Origin of the sequence: Roseateles noduli (assembly GCF_050626985.1) — a bacterium.
GTDB lineage: Bacteria > Pseudomonadota > Gammaproteobacteria > Burkholderiales > Burkholderiaceae_C > Roseateles > Roseateles noduli_A.
Map to the genome: position 1 here is coordinate 5,442,388 of NZ_CP192463.1, position 21,563 is coordinate 5,463,950.

General features: G+C 70.4%; 20 protein-coding genes. 14 read left to right on the forward strand and 6 right to left on the reverse strand.

The window, feature by feature from the left end:
* The first annotated feature begins 4 nt into the window (after nucleotides 1-4).
* From ACQ4L4_RS23720 to ppk2, 6 genes are all read left to right on the forward strand, one after another.
* On the forward strand, nucleotides 5-421 hold the full coding sequence (locus ACQ4L4_RS23720; RefSeq protein ID WP_088405913.1) for a F0F1 ATP synthase subunit epsilon: 417 nt from the start codon (nucleotides 5-7) through the stop codon (nucleotides 419-421).
* Nucleotides 422-631: 210 nt separating this feature from the next.
* Nucleotides 632-1,321, forward strand: a complete 690-nt coding sequence (locus ACQ4L4_RS23725) for a CsgG/HfaB family protein (RefSeq protein WP_431101306.1) — start codon at nucleotides 632-634, stop codon at nucleotides 1,319-1,321.
* A gap of 14 nt (nucleotides 1,322-1,335) precedes the next feature.
* Nucleotides 1,336-1,752, forward strand: coding sequence for a DUF4810 domain-containing protein (locus ACQ4L4_RS23730; protein ID WP_431101307.1), 417 nt, complete (start codon nucleotides 1,336-1,338; stop codon nucleotides 1,750-1,752).
* 20 nt (nucleotides 1,753-1,772) lie between these two features.
* Nucleotides 1,773-2,420: a DUF799 domain-containing protein gene (locus ACQ4L4_RS23735; RefSeq protein ID WP_431101308.1), complete on the forward strand. Its 648-nt coding sequence runs from the start codon at nucleotides 1,773-1,775 to the stop codon at nucleotides 2,418-2,420.
* Nucleotides 2,421-2,513: 93 nt separating this feature from the next.
* On the forward strand, nucleotides 2,514-3,359 hold the full coding sequence (locus ACQ4L4_RS23740; protein ID WP_431101309.1) for a D-hexose-6-phosphate mutarotase: 846 nt from the start codon (nucleotides 2,514-2,516) through the stop codon (nucleotides 3,357-3,359).
* 107 nt (nucleotides 3,360-3,466) lie between these two features.
* Entirely contained in the window at nucleotides 3,467-4,357 is an 891-nt protein-coding gene (gene ppk2, locus ACQ4L4_RS23745; protein ID WP_431101310.1) for a polyphosphate kinase 2, read from the forward strand.
* A gap of 194 nt (nucleotides 4,358-4,551) precedes the next feature.
* Here ppk2 and ACQ4L4_RS23750 read toward each other — a convergent pair whose 3' ends face one another.
* From ACQ4L4_RS23750 to ACQ4L4_RS23760, 3 genes are all read right to left on the reverse strand, one after another.
* Complete coding sequence (locus tag ACQ4L4_RS23750; RefSeq protein WP_431101311.1) at nucleotides 4,552-5,100, reverse strand: TPM domain-containing protein; 549 nt, start codon at nucleotides 5,098-5,100, stop codon at nucleotides 4,552-4,554.
* Nucleotides 5,100-6,068, reverse strand: coding sequence for a TPM domain-containing protein (locus ACQ4L4_RS23755; protein WP_431101312.1), 969 nt, complete (start codon nucleotides 6,066-6,068; stop codon nucleotides 5,100-5,102). The genes ACQ4L4_RS23750 and ACQ4L4_RS23755 overlap by 1 nt, the downstream gene beginning before the upstream one ends.
* A 70-nt stretch (nucleotides 6,069-6,138) precedes the next feature.
* A complete protein-coding gene (locus tag ACQ4L4_RS23760) occupies nucleotides 6,139-6,849 on the reverse strand; it encodes a LemA family protein (RefSeq protein ID WP_431101313.1) in 711 nt (236 codons plus the stop codon).
* A gap of 85 nt (nucleotides 6,850-6,934) precedes the next feature.
* On the opposite strand from ACQ4L4_RS23760, the gene hemE reads away from it, so the two are divergent.
* Nucleotides 6,935-8,029, forward strand: a complete 1,095-nt coding sequence (gene hemE, locus ACQ4L4_RS23765) for a uroporphyrinogen decarboxylase (RefSeq protein WP_431101314.1) — start codon at nucleotides 6,935-6,937, stop codon at nucleotides 8,027-8,029.
* A gap of 318 nt (nucleotides 8,030-8,347) precedes the next feature.
* Entirely contained in the window at nucleotides 8,348-10,462 is a 2,115-nt protein-coding gene (locus ACQ4L4_RS23770; RefSeq protein WP_431101315.1) for a primosomal protein N', read from the forward strand.
* A gap of 21 nt (nucleotides 10,463-10,483) precedes the next feature.
* Here ACQ4L4_RS23770 and ACQ4L4_RS23775 read toward each other — a convergent pair whose 3' ends face one another.
* Together ACQ4L4_RS23775 and ACQ4L4_RS23780 are read right to left on the reverse strand one after the other, a co-directional pair.
* Nucleotides 10,484-11,203: a response regulator gene (locus ACQ4L4_RS23775; protein WP_377158286.1), complete on the reverse strand. Its 720-nt coding sequence runs from the start codon at nucleotides 11,201-11,203 to the stop codon at nucleotides 10,484-10,486.
* 28 nt (nucleotides 11,204-11,231) lie between these two features.
* Nucleotides 11,232-11,879 (reverse strand): helix-turn-helix domain-containing protein, encoded by a 648-nt coding sequence (locus ACQ4L4_RS23780; protein ID WP_431101316.1) that lies wholly within the window; start codon nucleotides 11,877-11,879, stop codon nucleotides 11,232-11,234.
* Between the two features lie 157 nt (nucleotides 11,880-12,036).
* Here ACQ4L4_RS23780 and ACQ4L4_RS23785 point away from each other — a divergent pair, with 157 nt between their 5' ends.
* The 3 genes from ACQ4L4_RS23785 to ypfJ all read left to right on the forward strand — a co-directional run bounded on the left by ACQ4L4_RS23785 (nucleotide 12,037) and on the right by ypfJ (nucleotide 16,111).
* Nucleotides 12,037-12,894 (forward strand): substrate-binding periplasmic protein, encoded by an 858-nt coding sequence (locus ACQ4L4_RS23785; RefSeq protein ID WP_431101317.1) that lies wholly within the window; start codon nucleotides 12,037-12,039, stop codon nucleotides 12,892-12,894.
* A 15-nt stretch (nucleotides 12,895-12,909) separates the two neighbouring features.
* Entirely contained in the window at nucleotides 12,910-15,090 is a 2,181-nt protein-coding gene (locus ACQ4L4_RS23790; RefSeq protein WP_431101318.1) for a sensor histidine kinase, read from the forward strand.
* 127 nt (nucleotides 15,091-15,217) lie between these two features.
* Nucleotides 15,218-16,111, forward strand: a complete 894-nt coding sequence (gene ypfJ / locus ACQ4L4_RS23795) for a KPN_02809 family neutral zinc metallopeptidase (RefSeq protein WP_431101319.1) — start codon at nucleotides 15,218-15,220, stop codon at nucleotides 16,109-16,111.
* A gap of 166 nt (nucleotides 16,112-16,277) precedes the next feature.
* Here ypfJ and ACQ4L4_RS23800 read toward each other — a convergent pair whose 3' ends face one another.
* Entirely contained in the window at nucleotides 16,278-18,689 is a 2,412-nt protein-coding gene (locus ACQ4L4_RS23800) for an alpha/beta hydrolase family protein (protein ID WP_431101320.1), read from the reverse strand.
* Nucleotides 18,690-18,823: 134 nt separating this feature from the next.
* Between ACQ4L4_RS23800 and ACQ4L4_RS23805 the strand changes: the two genes are divergently transcribed.
* The 3 genes from ACQ4L4_RS23805 to ACQ4L4_RS23815 all read left to right on the forward strand — a co-directional run bounded on the left by ACQ4L4_RS23805 (nucleotide 18,824) and on the right by ACQ4L4_RS23815 (nucleotide 21,547).
* A complete protein-coding gene (locus ACQ4L4_RS23805; RefSeq protein WP_431101321.1) occupies nucleotides 18,824-19,927 on the forward strand; it encodes a hypothetical protein in 1,104 nt (367 codons plus the stop codon).
* A gap of 253 nt (nucleotides 19,928-20,180) precedes the next feature.
* Complete coding sequence (locus ACQ4L4_RS23810; RefSeq protein ID WP_431101322.1) at nucleotides 20,181-20,660, forward strand: hypothetical protein; 480 nt, start codon at nucleotides 20,181-20,183, stop codon at nucleotides 20,658-20,660.
* 56 nt (nucleotides 20,661-20,716) lie between these two features.
* A complete protein-coding gene (locus ACQ4L4_RS23815; RefSeq protein WP_431101323.1) occupies nucleotides 20,717-21,547 on the forward strand; it encodes a substrate-binding periplasmic protein in 831 nt (276 codons plus the stop codon).
* Nucleotides 21,548-21,563 lie beyond the last annotated feature (16 nt).

Here is a 21,563-nt window from a genome sequence, read left to right on the forward strand (position 1 = left end):
CGCAATGGCAACCCTCCACGTGAACGTGGTCTCGGCGGAAGAGCAGATCTTCTCGGGCGAGGCGAAATTCGTGGCGCTGCCGGGCGAAGGCGGCGAGCTGGGCATCCTGCCCAAGCACACCCCGCTGATCACCCGCATCAAGCCGGGCGCCGTGCGCATCCAGCGTCCCAATGGCGATGAAGAGTTCGTCTTCGTCGCCGGCGGCCTGCTGGAAGTGCAACCCGACGTCGTGACCGTGCTGGCCGACACCGCGATCCGCGGCAAGGACCTCGACGAGGCCCGTGCCGAGGCCGCGAAGAAGGCCGCCGAAGACGCGATGAAGAACGCCAAGAGCGACATCGACTTCGCCAAGGCGCAAAGCGAATTCGCGGCGATGGCCGCGCAGATCGCGGCGCTGCGGAAGTTCCGCGCCAAGCGCTGAACCGACCCCACCAGCCCGGACCTCGCATTGGCCGCCTGGTGCGGCCAGGACGCCACACTGCATCGGCAGGACTGCGAAAAACTCGCACTCCTGCCGATGTTCTTTTCAGAGGGGGCGATTTGCCTTTGTGCGATGACGCACACTTCGCACATCCGGTTCCAACCGGAGACGTCACCGGCATAGAGCCGGCATTTCTTTGAGGGAGTCCCCATGTCATTCAACGTCCTGGCGCGTCGCGCCTCGATTGCGCTCGCCGTGACCGCCTTGGTCGGTTGCGCCGCCACTGAACAGTCCCGCAGCATCGAAGTCCCCCGCGCCGCGACGCCGGCACCGGCTCAGTACCAGGGTCAGCGCGCGCCGATCGCCGTGGGCAAGTTCGAGAACCGCTCGAGCTTTATGCGCGGCATGTTCGCCGATGCCATCGACCGCCTGGGCAATCAGTCGAAGTCGATTCTGGTCGCTCATCTGCAGCAGACCAACCGCTTCAGCGTGCTGGACCGCGACAACCTCGAAGAAGCGCAGCAGGAGGCCAAGTTCAAGAACAGCAACCTGGCCATCAAGGGCGCGGATTTCCTGGTGACCGGCTCGGTGACCGAATTCGGCCGCAAGGAAGTTGGCGACCAGGCGCTCTTCGGCGTGCTGGGCCGCGGCAAGAAGCAGATCGCCTACGCGAAGGTGACGCTGAACATCGTCAACAGCCAGACCTCGGAAGTCGTGTACTCCGCGCAGGGTGCCGGCGAGTACGAGCTGTCGACCCGCGAGATCATCGGCTTCGGCAGCACCGCGAGCTATGACGCGACGCTGAACGGCAAGGTCCTGGACCTGGCCATCAAGGAGGCCGTCAACACGATGGTCGCCGGCATCGACAGTGGCGCCTGGAAGCCGCAAGCCGCCCGCTGAACCGGAAACCGATCATGACCATCCGTATGACCCGCGCGCTCCGCGTGAGCGCCTTCGCGGCCGTTGCCGCCTTGCTGACCGCCTGCGGCACGCCGCAGAAACCGCTGTACCAGTGGAGCGGCTACCAGACCAGCGTCTACCAGTACTTCAAGACCAACGGCGCGACGCCCGGCGACCAGATCACGCAGCTCGAAGCGCAACTGATCAAGAACAAGGCCGCCAACGAAGCGACGCCACCCGGCCTGCACGGCCACCTGGCGCTGCTTTACGCGAAGGTCGGCAACGACGACGCCGCCCGTGCGCACCTGGAAGCCGAACGCGCGCTGTTCCCGGAGTCCGCCGCCTACGTGGACTTCCTGCTGAAGAAGCCCGCCGAGAAGACCGCCGCCGCAGCGGCTGCCGCGCCCGCCAAGGCCGCGAGCGGCGTCTGAGCGTGCAGGAGAACGACACCATGACGAACCTGATGTCCCTGATCAAGCGCCTGGGCGCGGTGGCCGTGCTGGCCGCGCTGACCGCCTGCGCAGCGCCGCCCAAGCCCTACGACTACACCGCGTACAAGGCCGCCAAGCCGGCGTCCCTGCTGGTGCTGCCGCCGATGAACGACACCCCGGACGTGAACGCCACTTACGGCGTGCTATCCAACCTGTCGATGCCGCTGGCCGAAGCCGGCTACTACGTGCTGCCGGTGGCGCTGGTCGACGAGACCCTGCGCACCAACGGCGTCACGACACCGTCCGACGCGCACAACATCGATACCGCCAAGCTGCGCCAGATCTTCGGCGCCGACGCGGCGCTGTATGTCGGCGTGAAGCAGTACGGTTCGGTCTACAAGGTGCTGACGAGCGAAACCATCGTCGAGGTGCAGGCCAAGCTGGTCGACCTCCGCACCGGCGCGCTGCTGTGGGAAGGCCAGGCCCGCGCGTCGAGCGCCGAGCAGCAGAACAACAACCAGGGCCTGATCGGTGCGCTGATCAACCAAATCGTCAGCAACCTGACGGATCGCAGCTACGACATCGCGGGTCTGGCGGGCAACCGTCTGGTCTACGCTCCGAATGGCCTGCTGCCGGGTCCCCGGGCGCGTCAGGTTGTGAAAAACTAAGGGCTTCGTCCCGAACCGCGATACCGGTCGGCCTCCATGGCTGGCTGGTCGACCACCCACCGGTTCGCGCCGGTGGGTTTTTTCTTTCTGAGCATGACCACCCCGATCGCCATCACCCGTCACCAGGGCCTCGAAGCCCTTGAACTCCGCGCCCCCGGCGGCGCCCGCGCGACGCTGCTGCTGCATGGCGCCCATCTGGTGTCGTGGGTGCCCGCCGGCGCCGATGAGCAGCTCTTCCTGTCGCCGAAGAGCGCCTTCGCCACCGGCCAGGCGATCCGCGGCGGCGTGCCGGTGATCTTTCCGCAGTTCGCGACCCGCGGCCCGTTGCAGCGCCACGGCTTCGCGCGCGGCAAGCCCTGGCAGCTGGTCAGCGCCGAGTCGGGCAAGGAGGACGCTCTCGCCGTCCTGCGCCTGAGCGACGACAACGCCACCCGCATGGTCTGGCCGCATGCCTTCGAGGCCGAGATCAGCATCCGCATCGCCGGCCGCGCGCTGCAGATCGAGCTCGCCTGCGAGAACAAGGGCGACGCCCCGCTGTCCTTCACGGCCGCGCTGCACACCTATCTGCGGCTGACGCAGATCATGTCGGCCTCGGTGCAAGGGCTGTCGGGTCTGGCGTATTGGGACTCCGCCGCCGAGCGCGCCGGCACGCAGCACGAAGACCTGCTGCGCCTGGACGGCGAGATGGATCGCATCTACCAGGACGCCCGGCACGACCTGACCCTGCGCGACGGCGACCGCCGCGTGGCGATCCGCCAGCAGGGCTTCACCGACGCCGTGATCTGGAATCCCGGCCAGGAGAAGGGCGACGCGCTCGCCGACATGCCCGAGGGCGGCTGGAAGCAGATGCTGTGCGTCGAGGCCGCGCAGGTGCTCAAGCCGATCGAGCTGCCGCCCGGCGAGACCTGGGCGGGGATGCAGACGCTCGAACTGCTCTGATCCGCCGTATCGGCGCATCGCCGTAGCAGCGCGGCAGCCGCGGCGCCACCTCCGCGTCGGCGGTGATGCGCGGTAAGCTGGCCCGTCCTTCACGGCACGGAGACAGCATGGCCGACAAGAAGTCCAAGAGCGCTGGCAAGCGCAGCGACGACAGGAGCAGCGCCAAGAGCGGCAACGACAAAGGCAGCAGCGACAGGGGCAGCAGCGACAAGGGCAGCGGCAAGAACGGCAAGCTGTCGAAGTCGGACTACCTGGACCGCCTGCAGCCGATGCAGGTCGAGCTCAACAACCTCGCGCGCTGGCTGCAGCACACGCGCAAGCGGCTGCTGATCATCGTCGAGGGCCGCGACACCGCCGGGAAGGGCGGCGTCATCAGCGCGATCTCCGAGACGCTGAGTCCGCGCCAGTGCCGCACCGTCGCGCTGGGCAAACCCAGCGAGCGCGAGCAGGGCGAGTGGTACTTCCAGCGCTACCTGGCGCACCTGCCGTCGGCGGGCGAGATCGTGCTCTTCGACCGCAGCTGGTACAACCGCGCCGGCGTCGAGGCGGTGATGGGCTTCTGCACGTCGCAGCAGACGGAAGACTTCCTGAAGCAGGCGCCGGTGCTGGAGCGGCTGCTCGTCGACGACGGCATGCTGCTGTTCAAGTACTGGCTGACGGTCGATCAGCAGCAGCAGGAAGAACGCTTCGCCGAGCGCGCCGAGGATCCGCTGAAGCAGTGGAAGCTCTCGCCGATCGACCTCGAGGCGCGACAGCATTACGAGGACTACGGCCGCGCCCGCGACCGCATGCTCGAACACACGCACACGAAGCAGGCGCCCTGGACGCTGGTCGACTTCAACGATCAACGCCGCGGCCGCCTGACGGTGATCCGCCATTTGCTGGACCATCTGCCGGACGTCACCGTGCCGGCGAAGGAACTGAAGTTCCCGCCGGTGAAGGGCGGCCTGAAGGAAGAGCGCTTCGGCTGGAAGCTCAAGCCGATCAAGAGCTTCTGACGTCGCAAGGCGCTTCAGCACCTCCCCCGCCGCTGGCCCTCACCCCCACCCTCTCCCGCAAGCGGGAGAGGGGGTAAGAAGGATGGCACCGTCAGAAGGTCAGCTCGATGCATTCCCTCTCCCTCTCCCTCTCCCTCTCCCGCTTGCGGGAGAGGGCGGGGGTGAGGGCCAGCGGCCTAGGCAGTCAAAGAGCGCTACAGCACGACGACGGCGTCCGGCAGCTCGTTGCGCGGCACCGCGCCGGCTTCGGGCGGGAAGTGCTGCGCCAGCAGCGCCTCGACGGCACGGATCGCTTCCAGCAGCCCCTGCTCGAACTGCCCGCCGCGCAGCGATTGCCGCAGCCCGTCGACGATGGGCTGCCATTGCGCCGCGCTGACGCGCCGGTTCAATCCGCGGTCCGCGACGATCTCGATCGCATGCTCCGCGAGCAGCAGATAGATGAGCACGCCGTTGTTGTGCTCGGTGTCCCAGACGCGCAGCTTGCCGAACAGCGCCAGCGCGCGTTGCCGCGCCGTCAGGCCCCGCCACAGATAGCTGATGGGCAGGCTGGCCTCCACGCAGAGGCGGATCTCGCCGGCGTGACTCAGCTCGCTCTCGGTGACGCGAGCGGACAGGCGCGCCAGCGCCGCGGCCGGCAGCACGCGCCGGACGTCGGCCTCGTCCCAGAAGCGGTGGCGGAAGAAGCGCCCCAGCCGGCTCGTGTCGCCGGCGTGGCGGACGTCGTGATCGGTGGGTCGTTCCATCACCAGTCTCCCGAAGCGCCGCCGCCGCCGAAGTCGCCGCCTCCGCCGGACGAGAAGCCACCGCCGTCGCTGCCGCCACCCCAACTGCCGCCGCCGTCGCCACCACCGCCGCCCCAGATGATCGGCGGCGAGATGCCCCCGGACCCATGGGCGCTGCGCCGGTAACCACTGTAGGAAGGGCTCGCGCTGCGCCGTCGCGCCGCGCCGATGCCGAGCACGCCGACCAGGATCAGCGACGCGACCGCCGCGCCGGCACCCAGCAGCAGGCTGTTGCTCAGGCCCCAGCCGACGGCGCCCGCGCCGACGCCGGTGAACAGGCTGCCGATCTTGCGGCCGAAGATCGAGGTCAGCACCGCGCCCACCAGCGGCACGGCGAGGAAGGCGATCATCGCGATCTCGCCGATGTCGATGTTGTGGCCGCCGCCGGACTTCGAGGCACGCTGCGTCGGCGCCGGCAGGTGCTCGCCGCGGATGCGCGCCTGCAGCGAGTCGATCGCGCGGTTCAGACCGCCGGCGTAGTCGCCGGCCTTGAACGCGGGCGTGATGTCGCGCTCGATGATCTGCCGCGCGGCGAGGTCGGGCACCGCGCCCTCCAGCGCCTTGGCCGTCTGGATGTTGATGCGCCGGTCGTCCTTCGCGACGATGACCAGCAGCCCGTCGCCGACGTCGCGGCGGCCGATCTTCCACTGGTCGCCGAGGCGCTGCGCGAACGCGGCGATGTCCTCCGGCGCGGTGGTGCGCACCATCAGCACCACGATCTGCGGGCCGGCCTCGCGCTCGAAGGCGGCCAGCTTGGCGTCGAGCGCCTCGCGCTGCGCGGCGCTCAGCGTCCCGGTCTGGTCGATGACGCGGCCGCTGAGCGGCGGTATCGGCTGGACGTCCTGCGCCCGTGCGCGCGGCAGCATGCCGACGCTCATCAGCAGGCCGAAGAAGACCAGCGCCAGCAACCGCCACACGTGTCGCGACAAGTGACGCGACAAGTGACGCGACGGCTGCCGGTGCGGCAACGGGAGCGAGGCCGCCCGCATGCGCGGGGCCTCAGTTCGACGCGGGCGAGGCCGCCGGGGCCGGTGCCGGCGTTGTCGTCGCCGGCGTCGTGGCGGGCGTGGCCGGCTTGTCGAAGCTCACCGTCGGCGGCGCGGAGATCGCGGCCTCGTTCTGCACGGTGAAGTTGGGCTTGGTGTCGTAGCCGAAGACCTTCGCCGTCAGGTTGGTCGGGAAGCGGCGGGTCAGCACGTTGTATTCCTGCACCGACTTGATGTAACGGTTGCGTGCAACGGTGATGCGGTTCTCCGTGCCTTCGAGCTGCACGCGCAGGTCGCGGAAGCCCTGGTTGGCCTGCAGCTGCGGGTAGCGTTCGCTGACGACCATCAGCCGGCTCAGCGCGCCGGAGAGCTCGCCCTGCGCGGCCTGGAACTTCTGCAGCGCGGCGGGGTCGCGCGCCAGTTCGGGCGTGACCTGGATGCTGGTGGCCTTGGCGCGCGCCTCGACGACCTTGGTCAGCGTGTCCTGCTCGAAGCTGGCCTCGCCCTTGACCGTGTTGACGATGTTGGGGATCAGGTCGCTGCGGCGCTGGTACTGGCTGAGCACCTCGGACCAGCTGGCGTTGACCTGCTCGTCCAGGCTCTGGAACTCGTTGTAGCCGCAGCCGGTGAGCGCCATCGGCGCGCCCACGATCAACGCGGCGGCCGCGGTGGCGCGAAGCGTGCTGCGGACGGTGGCGAACGGACGGGACAGGGTCGAAGTCATCAGCGGATCCTCCTAGTGCGCAGCGGCATATCGTGTGCCGGGTCCCGGAATTCAAGAGCGGGCGCCCGAGCATAATCCCCTCCCCATGAGCGCCCCCCTTCAGAACGACGTCTTCCTGCGCGCCTGCCTGCGCGAACCCACCGAGTACACCCCCGTCTGGCTGATGCGTCAGGCGGGCCGCTACCTGCCCGAGTACCGCGACACGCGTGCCAAGGCGGGCAGCTTCATGGGGCTGGCCACCAACAGGGACTATGCGACGGAGGTCACCCTCCAGCCGCTGGAGCGCTATCCGCTGGACGCGGCGATCCTGTTCAGCGACATCCTGACCGTGCCGGACGCGATGGGCCTGGGCCTGTCGTTCGCGCAGGGCGAGGGTCCGAAGTTCGAGAAGGTCGTCCGCGACGAGGCCGCCGTGAACGCGCTGGCCGTGCCGGACATGGACAAGCTGCGCTACGTCTTCGACGCGGTGACCTCGATCCGGACCGCGCTGAACGGCCGCGTGCCGCTGATCGGGTTCTCCGGCAGCCCGTGGACGCTGGCCTGCTACATGGTCGAGGGCGGCGGCTCCGACGACTACCGCCACGTCAAGAGCCTGATGTACGCGCGTCCCGACCTGATGCACCGCATCCTGTCGATCAACGCCGATGCGGTCGCCGCCTACCTGAACGCGCAGATCGAGGCCGGCGCCCAGGCGGTGATGGTGTTCGATTCCTGGGGCGGCGTACTGGCCGACGGCCAGTTCCAGCAGTTCAGCCTGGCGTATTCGCGCCGCGTGCTGTCGCAACTCAAGGGCGAACACGACGGCCGCCGCATCCCCAAGCTGCTGTTCACCAAGGGCGGCGGGCTGTGGCTGGACGAGATCGCCACGGCCGGCGCCGACGTCGTCGGCCTGGACTGGACGGTCAACCTCGGCCGCGCGCGGGCGCAGGTGCAGGACCGCGTCGCGCTGCAAGGCAACCTCGATCCGAACGTGCTGTTCGCGCCGCCGGCGGCGGTGCGCGAGCAGGCGCGCGCGGTGCTCGACAGCTTCGGCGCGCCGCAGCGCGCGGACGGTGGCTGGGGCGGCCACGTGTTCAACCTGGGCCACGGCATCAGCCAGTTCACGCCGCCGGAAAGCGTCGCCGAACTGGTCGACGAAGTGCATATGCATTCGCGCAAACTGCGCAAGGGCACGGCGTAGTTATCCCCAAATCCGTGCATGTCACCGAAACGCAGCACATGCGTGGCATCGGAGCTAGGGCTTTCCCCGATGGGCGCGTAAGTCGTTGATTTCAAAGGGGTGTCCGCGTTTCCCCGGAATTTGACGCCCGAGAGGCGCCGCGGCGCCAATCCGGGCGGCCCCAGAAAAGCCAGCGCGTTTCCCACAAAGTTATCCACAGGCTTTCGACCCCGTTGTGAACACCTTTGGAAATCAGGCACTTGGCGCGTTTTCCTCATGGCCGGTGGAGGCCGGAGGGGACGGCGCGAGCGGTGATGTCCGGCGCCGGGGGCCGGGCCGATGAGCGAGAGTCCGCCCCTGCGCCGCGTGCGGGTGGCCGTGGAGGCGCCGCAGCACAGCGGGCTGACCGGGCCGCTGGATTACCTCGGCCCGCAAGACTTGACCCCCGGCACCCTGGTCCACGTGACGCTGGGCCGCCGCGACGTGATGGGGCTGGTGTGGGACGACCTGCCCGAGGGCCAGGACTTGCCCGAGGAAGAGCAACTGCCCGAGTCGGAGTTGCGTCCGGTGGGCGAGGCCCTCGATGCGCTGCCGCCCTTGTCCGATCGTTGGCGCCGGCTGCTCGACTTCGCCGCGCAGTACTACCAGCGCAGCGTCGGCGAGCTGGCGCTGGCGGTGCTCCCGCCGCAGCTGCGGGACCTCGACGCGAAGCAGCTGCAGGCGCGGCTGAAGAAGCTCGACAAGGCCGATGCGGCAGCGGCGAAAGCCGCGGCCGAGGTCGCGGACGGGACGCCGGTCCCGCCGGAGCGCCCGGCGCTGACCGCGCAGCAGCAGGCGGCCCTGGACGCGCTGGCGGAGCTGGCCGGCCGCGAAGCCCCACCGCCCGCGCTGCTGTGGGGACTGACCGGCAGCGGCAAGACCGAGATCTACCTGCGCGCCGCCGAAGCCGCGCTGGAACGCGGGCAGCAGGTGCTCGTGCTGGTGCCCGAGATCAACCTGACGCCGCAGCTCGAGGCACGTTTCGCCGAGCGCTTCGCGGGCCGTTCGATCGTGTCGCTGCACAGCGCGCTGACGCCGGCGCAGCGCCTGCGCAACTGGCTCGCGGCGCACCTCGGGCGCGCGCAGCTGGTGCTGGGCACGCGGCTGGCGGTGTTCGCGTCCATGCCGCGGCTGGGCTTGATCGTTGTCGACGAGGAGCACGATCCCTCCTACAAGCAGCAGGACGGTGCGCGCTACTCGGCGCGCGACCTGGCGGTCTATCGCGGCCATCTGGAGAAGGTGCCCGTGGTGCTCGGCTCGGCGACGCCGTCGCTGGAAAGCTGGCAGCACGCGCTGGGCGGCCGTTATCGGCGCATCGATCTCACCGAGCGCATCGGCGGCGGCGCGCTGCCGCGCGTCCGGCTCTTCGACATGAACCGGCTCGAACGCAAGAAGGGCGTGACGACGGCGCTGTCGGTGCCGCTGCTGGACGCGATGCGCAAGCGGCTGGAGCGGGGCGAGCAGAGCCTCGTGTTCCTGAACCGCCGCGGCTACGCGCCGGTGCTGCACTGCGACCAGTGCAACTGGAAGAGCGACTGCCCGCATTGCAGCGCGCACCAGGTCTTCCACAAGGAGGACAGGACGCTGCGCTGCCACCACTGCGGCGTGACGACGCGGGTGCCGCGCGCCTGCCCGTCCTGCGGCAATCCGGACATCGCGCCGCTGGGGCGCGGCACGGAGCGGCTGGAGGAGCAGCTCGCGCTGGCGCTGCCCGGCGCGCGGGTGGCGCGCATCGACGCGGACACGACCCGGCTCAAGGGCAGCCTGGAAACGCAGCTGGCCGCGGTGCATGACGGCGAGGTCGACATCCTCGTCGGCACGCAGATGGTCGCCAAGGGCCACGACTTCCGCCGCATCACGCTGGTGGCCGCGGTGAACCCGGACGGCGCGCTGTTCAGCAGCGACTTCCGCGCGCCGGAGCGGCTCTTCTCGCTGCTGATGCAGGCGGGCGGTCGCGCGGGGCGCGACGCCGCGCAGGCGGCCGCGAGCGAGATGTGGATCCAGACCTGGTATCCCGAGCACGCGCTCTACCAGTCGCTGCAGAAGCACGATTACGAGGCCTTCGCCGGCAGCCAGCTGCATGAGCGGATGACGGCGAACCTGCCGCCGTTCGCGCATCTGGCGCTGGTGCGGGCGGAAGGCCGCAGCGTCGAGGCCGCGCGCGATTTCCTCACCGCCGCGCAGGAGGCGGCGCAGGCGCTGCCCTTGTCGCTGGGCCTGCTGCTTTATCCGCCGGTGCCGATGGCCATCGCGCGCGTGGCCGACAGCGAGCGCTTCCAGATGCTGATCGAAGCCGGCAACCGCGCGCAGCTCCAGCGTTTCCTGCGCGCCTGGCTGCCCGAGCTGCACGCGCTCAAGCGGCGTCAGAAGGGCCTGACGCGGTGGGCGGTGGATGTGGATCCGTTGGCGATCTAGGAAAGCCCGATCGCCGCGGATTCAGAGCAGGCGCGAGAGCGCTTCTTCCAGCACCGGCCAGGCGGCGCGCGCGGCCGCCAGGGCGTCCTCGGAGCCCGTCGCGGCCTCTTCGGCATCGAGCTCCAGCTGCCTCGCGACCTCGGCCGCCTCGGCATGCCCCAGCGTCAGCAGCACGCTCTTGAGGCTGTGCGCGAGATGGCGCAGCTTGACGTGTTCGCCGCGTTCGCAGGCGAGGCGCCCGTTGGCGATGTCGAGCGGGAACTGCATCCGGCAGCGCGCGAGGAAGGCCTGGTACAGCGCGGCGTTGCCGCCGAAGTACTGTTCGATGGCGGCCTGGTGGATCGATGGCATCGCCGCGGGCGGCGGCACGTCGCGCAGGCCGTCCAGGCAGGATTGCAGATCCCCCAGCGAGCAGGGCTTGGACAGGAAACGCGTCACGCCGAGCGCCTCCAGCTGTTCGCGCACGGCCGGGTTGAGTCCGGCGCTGAACACGGCCAGCCGCGCCGTGCCGCGCAGCTCGGGCCGTTGCTTGAGCGTCTGCAGCAGGTCCAGGCCGTGCCGTCCCGGCAGCATCAGGTCGCTGATGACCAGGTCGAAGCTCTGGGTCGCGAGCGCGAGCAGCGCCTCGTCGACGGAGATGCAGGCCTGCAGGCGCACCTCGTCATCCTCCAGGGCCATGGAGACGAAGCGTTGCAGGGTGGTGTCGTCCTCCACCAGGAGGACCCGGACGCGGGACGCCATGATCAAAACCCGCCGAGGTCGACCGGCTTCAACCCGCGAACTGCGGCTGACGGGCCTGGATGCGCTGGATGGCGGCGCCGAGCAGCGGCGGCAGATCAGTCACGAGCCGGGGCTTGTGCACCAGTGGCAGGCCGGCCAGCGCGAATGCGTAGGGCGCGCGCTGCTGCTCGTCGAGCGCGGTGACGAAGATCAGTTCGCTGCTGGCGAACTGCGGCTGCGAGCGCAGGCTGGTCACCAGCGCCGCGCCGTCGATGCCGGGCAGCAGGATGTCGACCAGCAGGATCTCGGGCTGCAGCTGCCCGTACATGACCAGACCGCCGATGCCGTCGTTGGCCGTGTGCAGGTCCAGGTCGGGGAACTCCTGCTGCGCCAGCAGCATGACGAGGTTCTGGTAGTGGACCGAGTCCTCGATCAGCAGCGCCTTCAGGCGCTGCGGGGCGCCGTCGGCGGGCGACAGGTCGGCCGGCTTGGTCGGCGCCAGGCCGCGGCCGGTCAGCCACGCGTCCAGCGACGCACGCAGGATCCGGCGGTGCCCGCCCGGCGTGCGCCAGGCCTGGAGCTCACCGCGGTCGACCATCAGCTGCACCGATCGGACGGCCATGCCGAGGCGCTGCGCCACTTCGCGCGTGCTGAAATCCTCTTGCATGTCGTCAGGTGTACGGGCAATGGCAGTCATGAGTCGATTTTGCCGAATTAACCAAACTTGTAGGTGGGCAATATCCCCATTTATAAGCGATAAAACTGATATCGGGTGTGACTTCGGTGGCGGGTGGGGGCATCCCTCGCGGTCGGGTGGCGCGAACTCTGGTGCAATCCGGAGCCGAGGAGATGCGATGACGAAGCGATGGACCGGACAGACCGCGACGCTCCGGCTGGCCCGGACCTGGGCCGCGGGACTGCTGGTGGCGGTGGCGCCGGGGGCGTGGAGCGCCCCGGCGTCCGCGCCTGCGCCCGTCAACGCCGCCGCCAGCCCGGCGCTGCAACGCGTGCTCGCGCACGGCGTGCTCCGCGTCTGCATCTGGCCGGACTACTACGGCATCACCTACCGGCATCCTCGCGACGAGACGCTCAGCGGCATCGACATCGATCTTTCCAATGAACTGGCCAAGGAACTCGGCGTGCGCCTGCGGTACGTCGAGTCCTCGTTCCGGCGCCTGATCCCGGACCTCGAGGCGGAGCGCTGCGACGTCGCGATGTTCGCCGTCGCCGTGCTGCCGCAGCGGGCGGTGGCCCTGTCCTTCACGCAGCCGTATCTGCAGAGCGACATCTACGCCATCGCGAGTCGCGCGAGCCGCGTCGTCAAGCGCTGGGAGGACATCGATCAACCGGGCGTGGTGGTCGCGGTGCAGACCGGCACGTCCACGGAGCAGGTGATGCGTGACACGCTCAAGCGCGCGACGCTGCTGGTGGTGCAGCCGCCCGCGACGCGCGAGCGCGAACTGGAGTCCGGCCGCGCCGACGTCTTCATGACCGACTATCCGTACAGCCGCCGGCTGCTGGACAACGCCGACTGGGCGCAGCTGATCGCGTCGCCCAAGCCCTTCCACGTCCTGCCGTATGCCTACGCGATCAAGCGGGGCGATGCCGTCTGGCTGGCGCGGCTGGACGAATTCGTCGGGCGCATCAAGCGCGACGGGCGCCTGCGCGCCGCCGCGGAACGCCACGGCCTGAGCGCGATCGTCGTGCCCTGAGGCGGAGTCGTGGCGATGCTCGGTCCGGCTGTCCGATCCCTCCTGCGTCTGCGTCGCGCGACGCTGTGGGCGGGCGTGGCCGTCGGGGCCGGCACGCTGGCCGGGCTGATCGGACCGGCCTGGATCGGCTACCAGGAGGCGATCGACGAGGCGCGCGCCCGCGGCGCGCTGCTGGCGCAGGTGCTCGAGAGCGACGCGAGCCGCACGATCGAGACCGCCTCGCTGTCCCTGCATGCGATCGGCGACGGGCTGACGCGCACGGTCGCCGACCCGCACGAGGCGCAGCACCTCGAGGAGCATTTCAGCCATGTGCTGGTGGGGCTGCCCTTCATCCGCAGCGTGTCGCTGCTGGACACGCGCGGGCGGGTGCTGATCAGCACCAATGCCGACGAGATCGGCCTGGAGATTCCGCTCGACGACTTCGGCCGCCTGCCGGCGCCGGACCGCGATCTGCTGCTGCCGCTGCGGCCGGGGCGGGGGCTGGCGGACCTCGCGAAGGGACGCGGGGCGCGAGGCTCGCCGGTCGGCATGCTGCCGCTGCTGCTGCAGCTGGCGCCGTCGCCCGACGCGCCGGCCGGCGGTGCTTCCGCGCCCGTGGGCATTTCGCCGGGCACGCGCGAGGGCGACCCGCGCTGGCTGCTGGCGCTGATCAATCCGGACGCGCTGACGCAGGTCCAGCAGCGCGCGCTGCCGACCGGCCGTCGCGCCGCGTGGCTGGCCTCGACCGACGGCCAGTTGCTCGCCGCGATGGAGACACTGCATCAGCTGCCCGGTCAGCGGCTGGATGGGCACCCGGCCTTCGACGGGCTGCGCCGCGGGCGCGAGCACGACACCTACATCGGTGCCGGCGCGCTGCCGGGCGAGGTCATCGTCGCCTACCGCGCCGCGCCGCGGCGTCCGTTGATCGTCGGCGTCGAGCAGTCGGTCGACGAGGTGCTGGCCCGCTGGCGCGCGGGGCTGCGCTGGCTGCTGCTGATCGGCGCGCTGGCCCTGGCGCTGATCGCGCTGGCGACGATCACCGTGCGGCGCAGCCTGCAGGCGCGGGCGGAGGCGGTGGAAGCGCTCGAGGGCGCGCATGAGCAGCTCGCCGATCGCGAGCGCGACATGCGCGTGCTGCTCAAGAGCGTGCAGGAGGTGATCTTCCGGACCAATCCGGCGGGCACGCTGACCTTCGTGAACGCGCGCTGGACGACGCTGCACCGCGGACGTCCGGACGAGGCGGTGGGGCGCCGGCTGGCCGACATCGCGGAGCCGGCCGACCGCGACGCCGTGGCGAGCCTGTTCGGCGGCGACGAAGGGGTGCGCAGCGTCGAGGCCACCATCCGCAACGGCGAGGGCGCGCCGCGCCGCTACCAGATCGCCACGGTGCCGCTGCGTCGCGACGGCGACCTGCTCGGCTACGCGGGCAGCGCGGTCGACATCACCGAACGCGCCGCCGCCGAACGGCTGACGCGCCAGGCGCGCGACGCGGCGGAGGAGGCCTCGCGGACGAAGACCGAGTTCCTGGCCAACATCAGCCATGAGCTGCGCACGCCGCTGCAGTCGATCCTCGGGTTCTCCGAGCTCGGCATCATGCGCAGCGGCGGGCAGGAGCGGCTGCAGGCGATGTTCTCGGACATCCACGGCTCCGGGCAGCGGATGCTGGCGCTGGTCAACGACCTGCTCGACGCGTCCAAGCTCGATGCCGTCGGCGCGCTGGAATTGCGCGCGGAGGACCTGCGCGAGCCGGTCGACGCGGTGATGCGCGAGCTCGCGCCGCTCGCCGCGAAGCGCCAGTTGACGATGGCCGCCGATCTGCCGGCGCCGATGCCGGGGCGCGTCGATCCGCTGCGTTTCCAGCAGGCCGTGCGCAACGTGCTGGCCAACGCCATCAAGTTCGCGCCGCAGGGCGGCACCATCGAGCTGCGGGGCGGTCGCACGCCCGAGGGGGCCTTGCACCTCTGCGTCGCCGACCGGGGGCCGGGCATCCCGGTCGACGAGCTGGAGCGCATCTTCGATCCCTTCGTCCAGTCCAGCGCGACCAAGGACGGTTCCGGAGGCACCGGCCTCGGCCTGCCGATCAGCCGGCGGATCGTCGAGATGCACGGCGGCCAGCTTTTCGCCGCCAATCGCGAGGGCGGGGGCGCCGAGTTCCATCTGATCCTCCCCGCCGAGGACTCGCTGGCGGCGGGCAGCGAGGCCCAGGCAGCCGACTGAGCGCCTTGTCCCCTGATCCAGGGGGACGGGGAGGGCGCTCGCGGGGCCCCGTCCGACAGTCGCGTCACACGCGCTGTGCGATCCTTGCAAGCGGTTCGCGCCGGCGGAACGGCATCAGGAGCACACCATGAAGTGGGAAGGCAATCGCGAGAGCGACAACGTCGAGGATCTGCGCGGCAGCGGCGGTGGAAGCCGCGGCGGCGGCGGCCTACCGATGATCGGCGGGCGCGGCATCGGCATCGGCGGCATCGTGGTGGCGCTGCTCGCGTCCTGGGCGTTCGGCATCAATCCGCTGACGGTGCTCAGCGCGCTCGACGGCAGCGCGGTCCAGACCACGCCCGGCCCGGCCCAGCGCCCCGTCGAGCACAGCCGCCCCCAGGACACGCCCGCCAAGTTCGTCAGCGTCGTGCTGGCCGACACCGAGGACGTCTGGACGCCGCTCTTCAAGGCCGGCGGCAAGACCTACCAGGCGCCGACGCTGACCCTCTTCGAAGGCCAGTCGCGCACCGCCTGCGGGCTCGGGCAAGCCGCCATGGGACCGTTCTACTGTCCCGGCGACAGCAAGGTCTACATCGACCTCAGCTTCTATCAGACCCTTCGCGACCGGCTCGGCGCCCCCGGGGACTTCGCCCAGGCCTATGTCATCGCCCATGAGGTCGGACACCACGTCCAGCATCTGCTCGGCATCACCGACAAGGTCGACGCCGCCCGCCGTCGTCAGTCCGAGCAGGCGGCCAACGCGACCAGCGTCCGCGTGGAACTCCAGGCCGACTGCTTCGCCGGCGTGTGGGCCCATCACTCGCAGCAGTCCAAAGGCTGGCTGGAAGCCGGTGACATCGACGAAGCGCTCAATGCCGCCGCGAAGATCGGCGATGACACGCTTCAACGCAGCGCCGGGCGCGCGGTGGTGCCGGAGAGCTTCACCCATGGCACCAGTGATCAGCGGCAGCGCTGGTTCAAGCGGGGGATGGCTCAAGGAGATCTGCGGGACTGCGATACGTTTTCGGCGAAGCAGCTTTAGGTCGAGCGCGACTCGCTTGGCCGGGGCCGCCGGCGAAGCCGAAGCTGGGGCGCTCAACTCCCGCCGCTCACCTTCGGCTCGCTTTGGTCAGACAGAACGCGCCTGGTCAGTCCTGGAAGCTTCGGCTTCGCCGGCGGCCCCGGCCAAGCGAGTCCACACCGTCCGGTTACTGCGAGGCGCCGGATCCGGCCGTGGGGCGAGGCTTGGGCTCGACTCGCGGGTCGCCCACGCAACCCTTCAGCCATTGGCTCATCTCCCATTGCACCTGGCCCGCGGACTCGCGCGCGGTGTAGCCGTGCGCTTCGAAGGGAAGCAGGACGTAGCGGGCCGTGCCGCCCAGGCCCGCCAGCGCCTGGTACAGGCGCTCGCTTTGCATCGGGAAGGTGCCGGAGTTGTTGTCCGCCTCGCCATGGATCAGCAGCAGCGGATCCTTGATCTGGTTGGCGAAGAGGAAGGGCGACAGCTTCAGGTAGACGTCCTTCGCGTCCCAGAGTGAGCGACGCTCGCTCTGGAATCCGAAAGGCGTCAGCGTCCGGTTGTAGGCGCCGCTGCGCGCAATGCCGCAGCGGAACAGCTTCGTGTGCGCCAGCAGGTTCACCGCCATGAAGGCGCCGTAGCTGTGACCGCCGATCGCCACCCGCCTCGGGTCCACCGTGCCGAGGTCCTCGGCCTTGTCGACGATCGCCCGCGCATTCGCCGTGATCTGCTCGATGAAGCTGTCGTTCATGTTGCGCGAGTCGCCCACCACCGGCATCGTCGCGTCCATCAGCACCACGTACCCATCCATCAGCAGGTTCAGCGGACTGATCCCCGAGAAGCTCATGTACCGGCCCGGTGATCCGCTCAGTTGCCCCGCGATCGCCGCGTCGTTGAACTCCAGCGGGTAGGCCCACACCAGCGCCGGTCGCTTCTCACCCTCGCGCTGGTCCGGCGGCAGGTACATCCAGAACGAGAGCTCCACGCCGTCGTTGCGCTTGAAGCTCACCAGCTCGCGCCGCACGCCCTTCAACTGCGGCGTCGGATCCTTGATCCGCGTCAGCGGCGTGACCTTGCCGTTCTCGCGCAGCACCAGGTTGGGCGGCTCGTGCTCGGTCTCGCGCTGCGTCAGCAGCCGGCGATCCTCGAGCAGCGCCACGGGCTGCTCGTACACCCCCTCCGCCGACTGGAACAGCCGCTGCACGCTGAGATCCTTCAGCGAGAGCTTGTCCAGGAACGGCCGGTCGCCCTTCGGGCCCGCGCCCTGGCCCGACAGCAGCAGGTCGCCGCCCAGCGTCTGCGCCACCTGGTGGCCGTTGGCCAGCGTGCGCATGAACGGAAAGCCCGGATGCCGGTAGCGCTCGCGCACGGAGTGCTCGAACAGGGGCCGGCTCTGCTTGCCGTTGAGCGGCAGCAGGTAGGTCCGCGACCAGCCCCGGCTGCGGTCTTCTTCCGTCAGCAGGCCGTGGATGCCGTCGTCCAGGAAGCGCAGCCGCGTGAAGCGGTAGGGCATGCGCTGGACCTCGAAAGGGTCGCCGGTGTAGGGCGGATCCAGCCGCATCACGCGATCACGGAATGCCGCGCGGTTGGCCGGGTTGCCGCCGTCCAGCGCCTCGACCCAATAGATGGCCGCGTCCTTCGTCGGCGACGGGTAGAACACCCGGGGTCCCGCCAGCGCGCCGTCGATCGCGACACCCTGCTTGAGCGGCATCTTGGCCAGTTCGCGGATGACCTTGCCGTCGCGCTGGCGCACCTCGACCACGGTCGGGAAGTCGTCGAAGGTCAGGTTGTAGCTGAACGGCCGCACCAGCCGTTCGGTGAGCAGCGCCTGGCCGGTGCCGATGCTGGAGACGCTGGTGAACAGCCCCGGCGCGCCGATGTCGCGGCTCTGTCCGCTGGCGACGTCGATCAGCGTCAGCTGCGAGCGGGCGTAGTGCTCGAACAGGTCCTCGTCGCGCGGATTGCGCAGCAGGTCCGGATAGGTGCGTTCCGGCGAGGCTTTGCCGTGCGTCTCCTGGATCGCCGGCCCGGTCTGCGCACGGCTGGGCGCGGCGCCGCGATCGTCGGGCACCGTCAGCACGACGGCCTCGCGGGCGTTCAACCAGGCGATGTCGTCGGCATCGACGGCGTTGTTCAGCCGCACGTTGTAGATGCGCCAGAGCTGGCCGTTGGACGTGGCGCCCGCCCACAACTCGTCGGCCGTGTCGGTGCGCCGGGACAGCAGGAAACGCTGCCCGTCGGGCGCCCAGATGAAGTTGTGCCAGGTGCCGCCGGCCGGCAGCTCGACGTCGCGTTCCGCCGCCTCCGGCTCGAGCAGCGAGCGCAGGCGCACGCGCTGCACCGCGATCAGGTTCTGCTGGCTGGCGTTGCGTGGATCGAATCGCGCGCCGGCCAGGCGCAGTCCCGGTCGCGCCAGTTCCTCGAGCGGTGTGTAGCGGCGTTGCTCGACCAGCGCCAGCGCGGCCCGGTCCGGCGACGGGATGAGCCGCGGCAACGCCGGCGCGTCCAGCAGCTCGCGGATCGCCGCGGACGGCTGCTTGTACGGCGCGGGCGCCGCGGCGGCCAGCCCGGAAAGCGCCGTGGCGAGCAGAGCGACGGTCATGCGCCGGAGCCACGGGAGGGGCGCCGTCGGTGCATCAAGGGCATCGAGGGCACCGACGGGCGGAGGACTCAGGCCGACAGAGGGGACGCGGGAGGACATGGGGCCGAAGTATCGCTGCGCTAGGATTCGCGCCCATGATCGAACCCCCCGCCCCGCACGCGCAGGACCCCCGCGCACCGCACGAGCCGGCCCCCCGGGCCCCGGCCGCGGTGCCGGCCGTCGGCGAGCGGCTGGGCGTCTGGCGCGTCTCGGCCGTGCTCTTCGAGTGCGCCTCCGGCGTGTGGTTCCGCGTCGAGCACGGCAAGGCCGCCGCGCAGACCGGCCTGGCGCTGGTCTACCGTCACGAGTCCGATGCGCAGGCGGTGCTGATGCGCTTCGCGGAGGACTCGGAATCGCTGTCGCGCTTCCGGCATCCGGCATTCGGCGCGCCGCTGGACAGCGGGCTCAGCCCGACCGGCCTGCCCTACCTGGTGGTGCCGGCGATGGAGGGCGCGCCGCTGCTGCGCGTGGCGATGGCGCTGCCGTTGAAGCGGCGCATGCAATTGCTGCTGGACCTGATCGATGTGCTCGACGCCGCCCACGTGCACGGCCTGGTCCTTCACGAACTGGATCCCGGCACGTTGTGGCTGAGCCCGGCGCAGCAGCTGCACTGGCTGGGGCAGGGGCTGGCACCGCGCGACAGCCAGGCGCCTCCCGCGCTGGTGCGCGCCGCCGAGCCGCTGGCCAACGCGCGTCAACGCGCCGGCGGCCGCCCCGACGCCAACAGCGAGACCCACGCGTTGGGCCGCCTGCTGGGCATGCTCGTCAACGGACGACTGCCGCGACGCGACGCGACCGAGGACGGCTTCGAGGAAGAGCCCGAACCCGGCGCCACGCCCGTGGCGTCGCTGCAGTCGTGGATGTCGCTGACGGCCGCGCAGCGCGAGAGCCTGGACCAGCTGCTGGACCGGGCCATGATGGACGGGCGCTCGTTCACCGACCGGCAACTGCTGGCGCAGGCCGTGCGCGACTGGATCGAGGTCGAGCCCGCCGCCCCGCGTGCCGGCTCCGGTCCAGCGTCCGGCCCGGCAGGCTCGGCATCGGCGCCGATGCCGCTCCTGCCTTTGCCGCCGCCGCTCGAGGCCGACGACCATCGCCCGGCTTCCCCCGGCGCGTCATGGGCGGAACGGCTGGCGGGCCTCGCCTTCGTCCTGGCCCTGGCGGCGATCGTCGCCTGGCTGCTGCTGCGGGGCGCCTGAGCGCGCCGCGCCCCTTCGCGCCCTTCGCGCCTCTTCCCCCGCCGATGAGTCGGCGACCCACCTCGATGCACTAGTGTTCCCGCAGGGGTGAGGCAGGACCCATCGGAAACGCCCAGGCGAATCAACAAGTTCTCGCTTGCCAGCGACTTGGAAGAGTCATTCAGCGGTCGATGAAGGCGGATTGTCCGAGCGGGGTGCGTCTGCCTACGATCGTCCTTCTGTCGCCATGGGTCGCGACGCGAGGAGGATGTGCGTGAGTTTCGAAATTCGACCGATGTCCGCCGCGGACTGGCGCAACTGCTGGCGGGACTCGGTCACCGATCCCGACTGTTCGCCCTGGCTCCGCGGCGTGCTCGAGAGCTGCATCGACGGGAAGAACGCGCACTGGATGCGGCTGTCCGTGCGATGGGCCGTGGACGCGGGGACGGGCGACTACCTGGTCCGGCTGCCGTCGCTGATCGGACGCCAGATCGCCGACCAGTTCTGCGCCCGCGTCGGCGACCGGCTCTACGGGCTGTGCGGGCTGGGCATCGGGGACGCCAAGGTGTTCTTCGCCGGCGGCTCGTCGCCGTCCTACGAGACGATGGGGCAGGTCCATGCCGTGCTCTCGGCGGCCTTTGCGGTCCACGGGTCCCATGGCGAGGACATCGGCCGCGATCCCATCCGCACGCCCATCTTCATCCCCGGCGCGCTGGTGCCCGAGGACCTCGCCGCCGAGACCCGCGGGCATTGAAGGACGTCCGCCACCCCGTGTCGCGGGGCTGCCCGCGCAGGGAGCGCGGGCCTATCATGGGCACTCCCATGGACGCCTTCCGTCGACACCTGCTCCGTGATGCCGCGCTCGGCGCGATGGCCGTCGGCATGTCGGGCGCGGCGGCTGCGCTGCCATCGTTGGCCGGTGCGTCTGGCGCGGGGCGGCCGCGGTCGGCGCAGGTGCACGTCGCGGGCACGACCTTCGCGCGGCTCTTCGAACCCGGAACCGACGGCGGCAAGCCGCGCGGTCTGGCCGTCGACCTGCTCGACGCGATCCTGATCCCCGCCGGCCACCGGCCGCGCTACGAGCTCTATCCCTGGCTGCGCGCGCAGTCCATGATCGAACACGGTCCGGCGCAGATCCTCGTCGGGCCGTACCGCACGCCGGAGCGCGAGCGATCGATGCGCTTCTCCCGCCTGGCCTTCTACGAGGACGCGCTGGTGTTCTACGCGCGCCGCCGCGAGGAAGGCCTCTGGTGGGACGACTTCCGGGCGCTGCAGCCGCTGCGGATCGGCGCGGTGCAGGGATGGGTCTACGGCGAGCGCTTCGAGCAGGCGCGCGCGGGCCTGAACGTGACCGCCGTGCGGGACCTGGCCACCGCGCTGCGCATGCTGCAGCTCAAGCGGCTGGACCTGATCGCGGCCAACCAGCGCAATTCGGAGCCGGTGATCCAGGAGCTGGGACTGACCGACCAGGTCGTGCTGTGCGCGCCGCCGTTCGCGCGGCTGCGCGGCCACTTCGCCTTCAGTCGCGACGCGACCGGCGAACCCTGGGCGGCGCTGGTCGATGCCGGCATGCAGCGCCTGCGCGCCAGCGGGGAACTGCAGCTGATGGCGGCACGGCACGGCGTCGCGCTGCCGGACTGAACGGCGTCCCGGCGGA

Bases quoted from the DNA above. Each gene is read 5' to 3' on its own strand.
- ACQ4L4_RS23720 (WP_088405913.1), top strand. From the start codon at position 5: ATGGCAACCCTCCACGTGAACGTGGTCTCGGCGGAAGAGCAGATCTTC.
- ACQ4L4_RS23725 (WP_431101306.1), top strand. From the start codon at position 632: ATGTCATTCAACGTCCTGGCGCGTCGCGCCTCGATTGCGCTCGCCGTG.
- ACQ4L4_RS23730 (WP_431101307.1), top strand. From the start codon at position 1,336: ATGACCATCCGTATGACCCGCGCGCTCCGCGTGAGCGCCTTCGCGGCC.
- ACQ4L4_RS23735 (WP_431101308.1), top strand. From the start codon at position 1,773: ATGACGAACCTGATGTCCCTGATCAAGCGCCTGGGCGCGGTGGCCGTG.
- ACQ4L4_RS23740 (WP_431101309.1), top strand. From the start codon at position 2,514: ATGACCACCCCGATCGCCATCACCCGTCACCAGGGCCTCGAAGCCCTT.
- ppk2 (WP_431101310.1), top strand. From the start codon at position 3,467: ATGGCCGACAAGAAGTCCAAGAGCGCTGGCAAGCGCAGCGACGACAGG.
- ACQ4L4_RS23750 (WP_431101311.1), bottom strand. From the start codon at position 5,100: ATGGAACGACCCACCGATCACGACGTCCGCCACGCCGGCGACACGAGC.
- ACQ4L4_RS23760 (WP_431101313.1), bottom strand. From the start codon at position 6,849: ATGACTTCGACCCTGTCCCGTCCGTTCGCCACCGTCCGCAGCACGCTT.
- hemE (WP_431101314.1), top strand. From the start codon at position 6,935: ATGAGCGCCCCCCTTCAGAACGACGTCTTCCTGCGCGCCTGCCTGCGC.
- ACQ4L4_RS23770 (WP_431101315.1), top strand. From the start codon at position 8,348: ATGAGCGAGAGTCCGCCCCTGCGCCGCGTGCGGGTGGCCGTGGAGGCG.
- ACQ4L4_RS23775 (WP_377158286.1), bottom strand. From the start codon at position 11,203: ATGGCGTCCCGCGTCCGGGTCCTCCTGGTGGAGGACGACACCACCCTG.
- ACQ4L4_RS23780 (WP_431101316.1), bottom strand. From the start codon at position 11,879: ATGACTGCCATTGCCCGTACACCTGACGACATGCAAGAGGATTTCAGC.
- ACQ4L4_RS23785 (WP_431101317.1), top strand. From the start codon at position 12,037: ATGACGAAGCGATGGACCGGACAGACCGCGACGCTCCGGCTGGCCCGG.
- ACQ4L4_RS23790 (WP_431101318.1), top strand. From the start codon at position 12,910: ATGCTCGGTCCGGCTGTCCGATCCCTCCTGCGTCTGCGTCGCGCGACG.
- ypfJ (WP_431101319.1), top strand. From the start codon at position 15,218: ATGAAGTGGGAAGGCAATCGCGAGAGCGACAACGTCGAGGATCTGCGC.
- ACQ4L4_RS23800 (WP_431101320.1), bottom strand. From the start codon at position 18,689: ATGACCGTCGCTCTGCTCGCCACGGCGCTTTCCGGGCTGGCCGCCGCG.
- ACQ4L4_RS23805 (WP_431101321.1), top strand. From the start codon at position 18,824: ATGATCGAACCCCCCGCCCCGCACGCGCAGGACCCCCGCGCACCGCAC.
- ACQ4L4_RS23815 (WP_431101323.1), top strand. From the start codon at position 20,717: ATGGGCACTCCCATGGACGCCTTCCGTCGACACCTGCTCCGTGATGCC.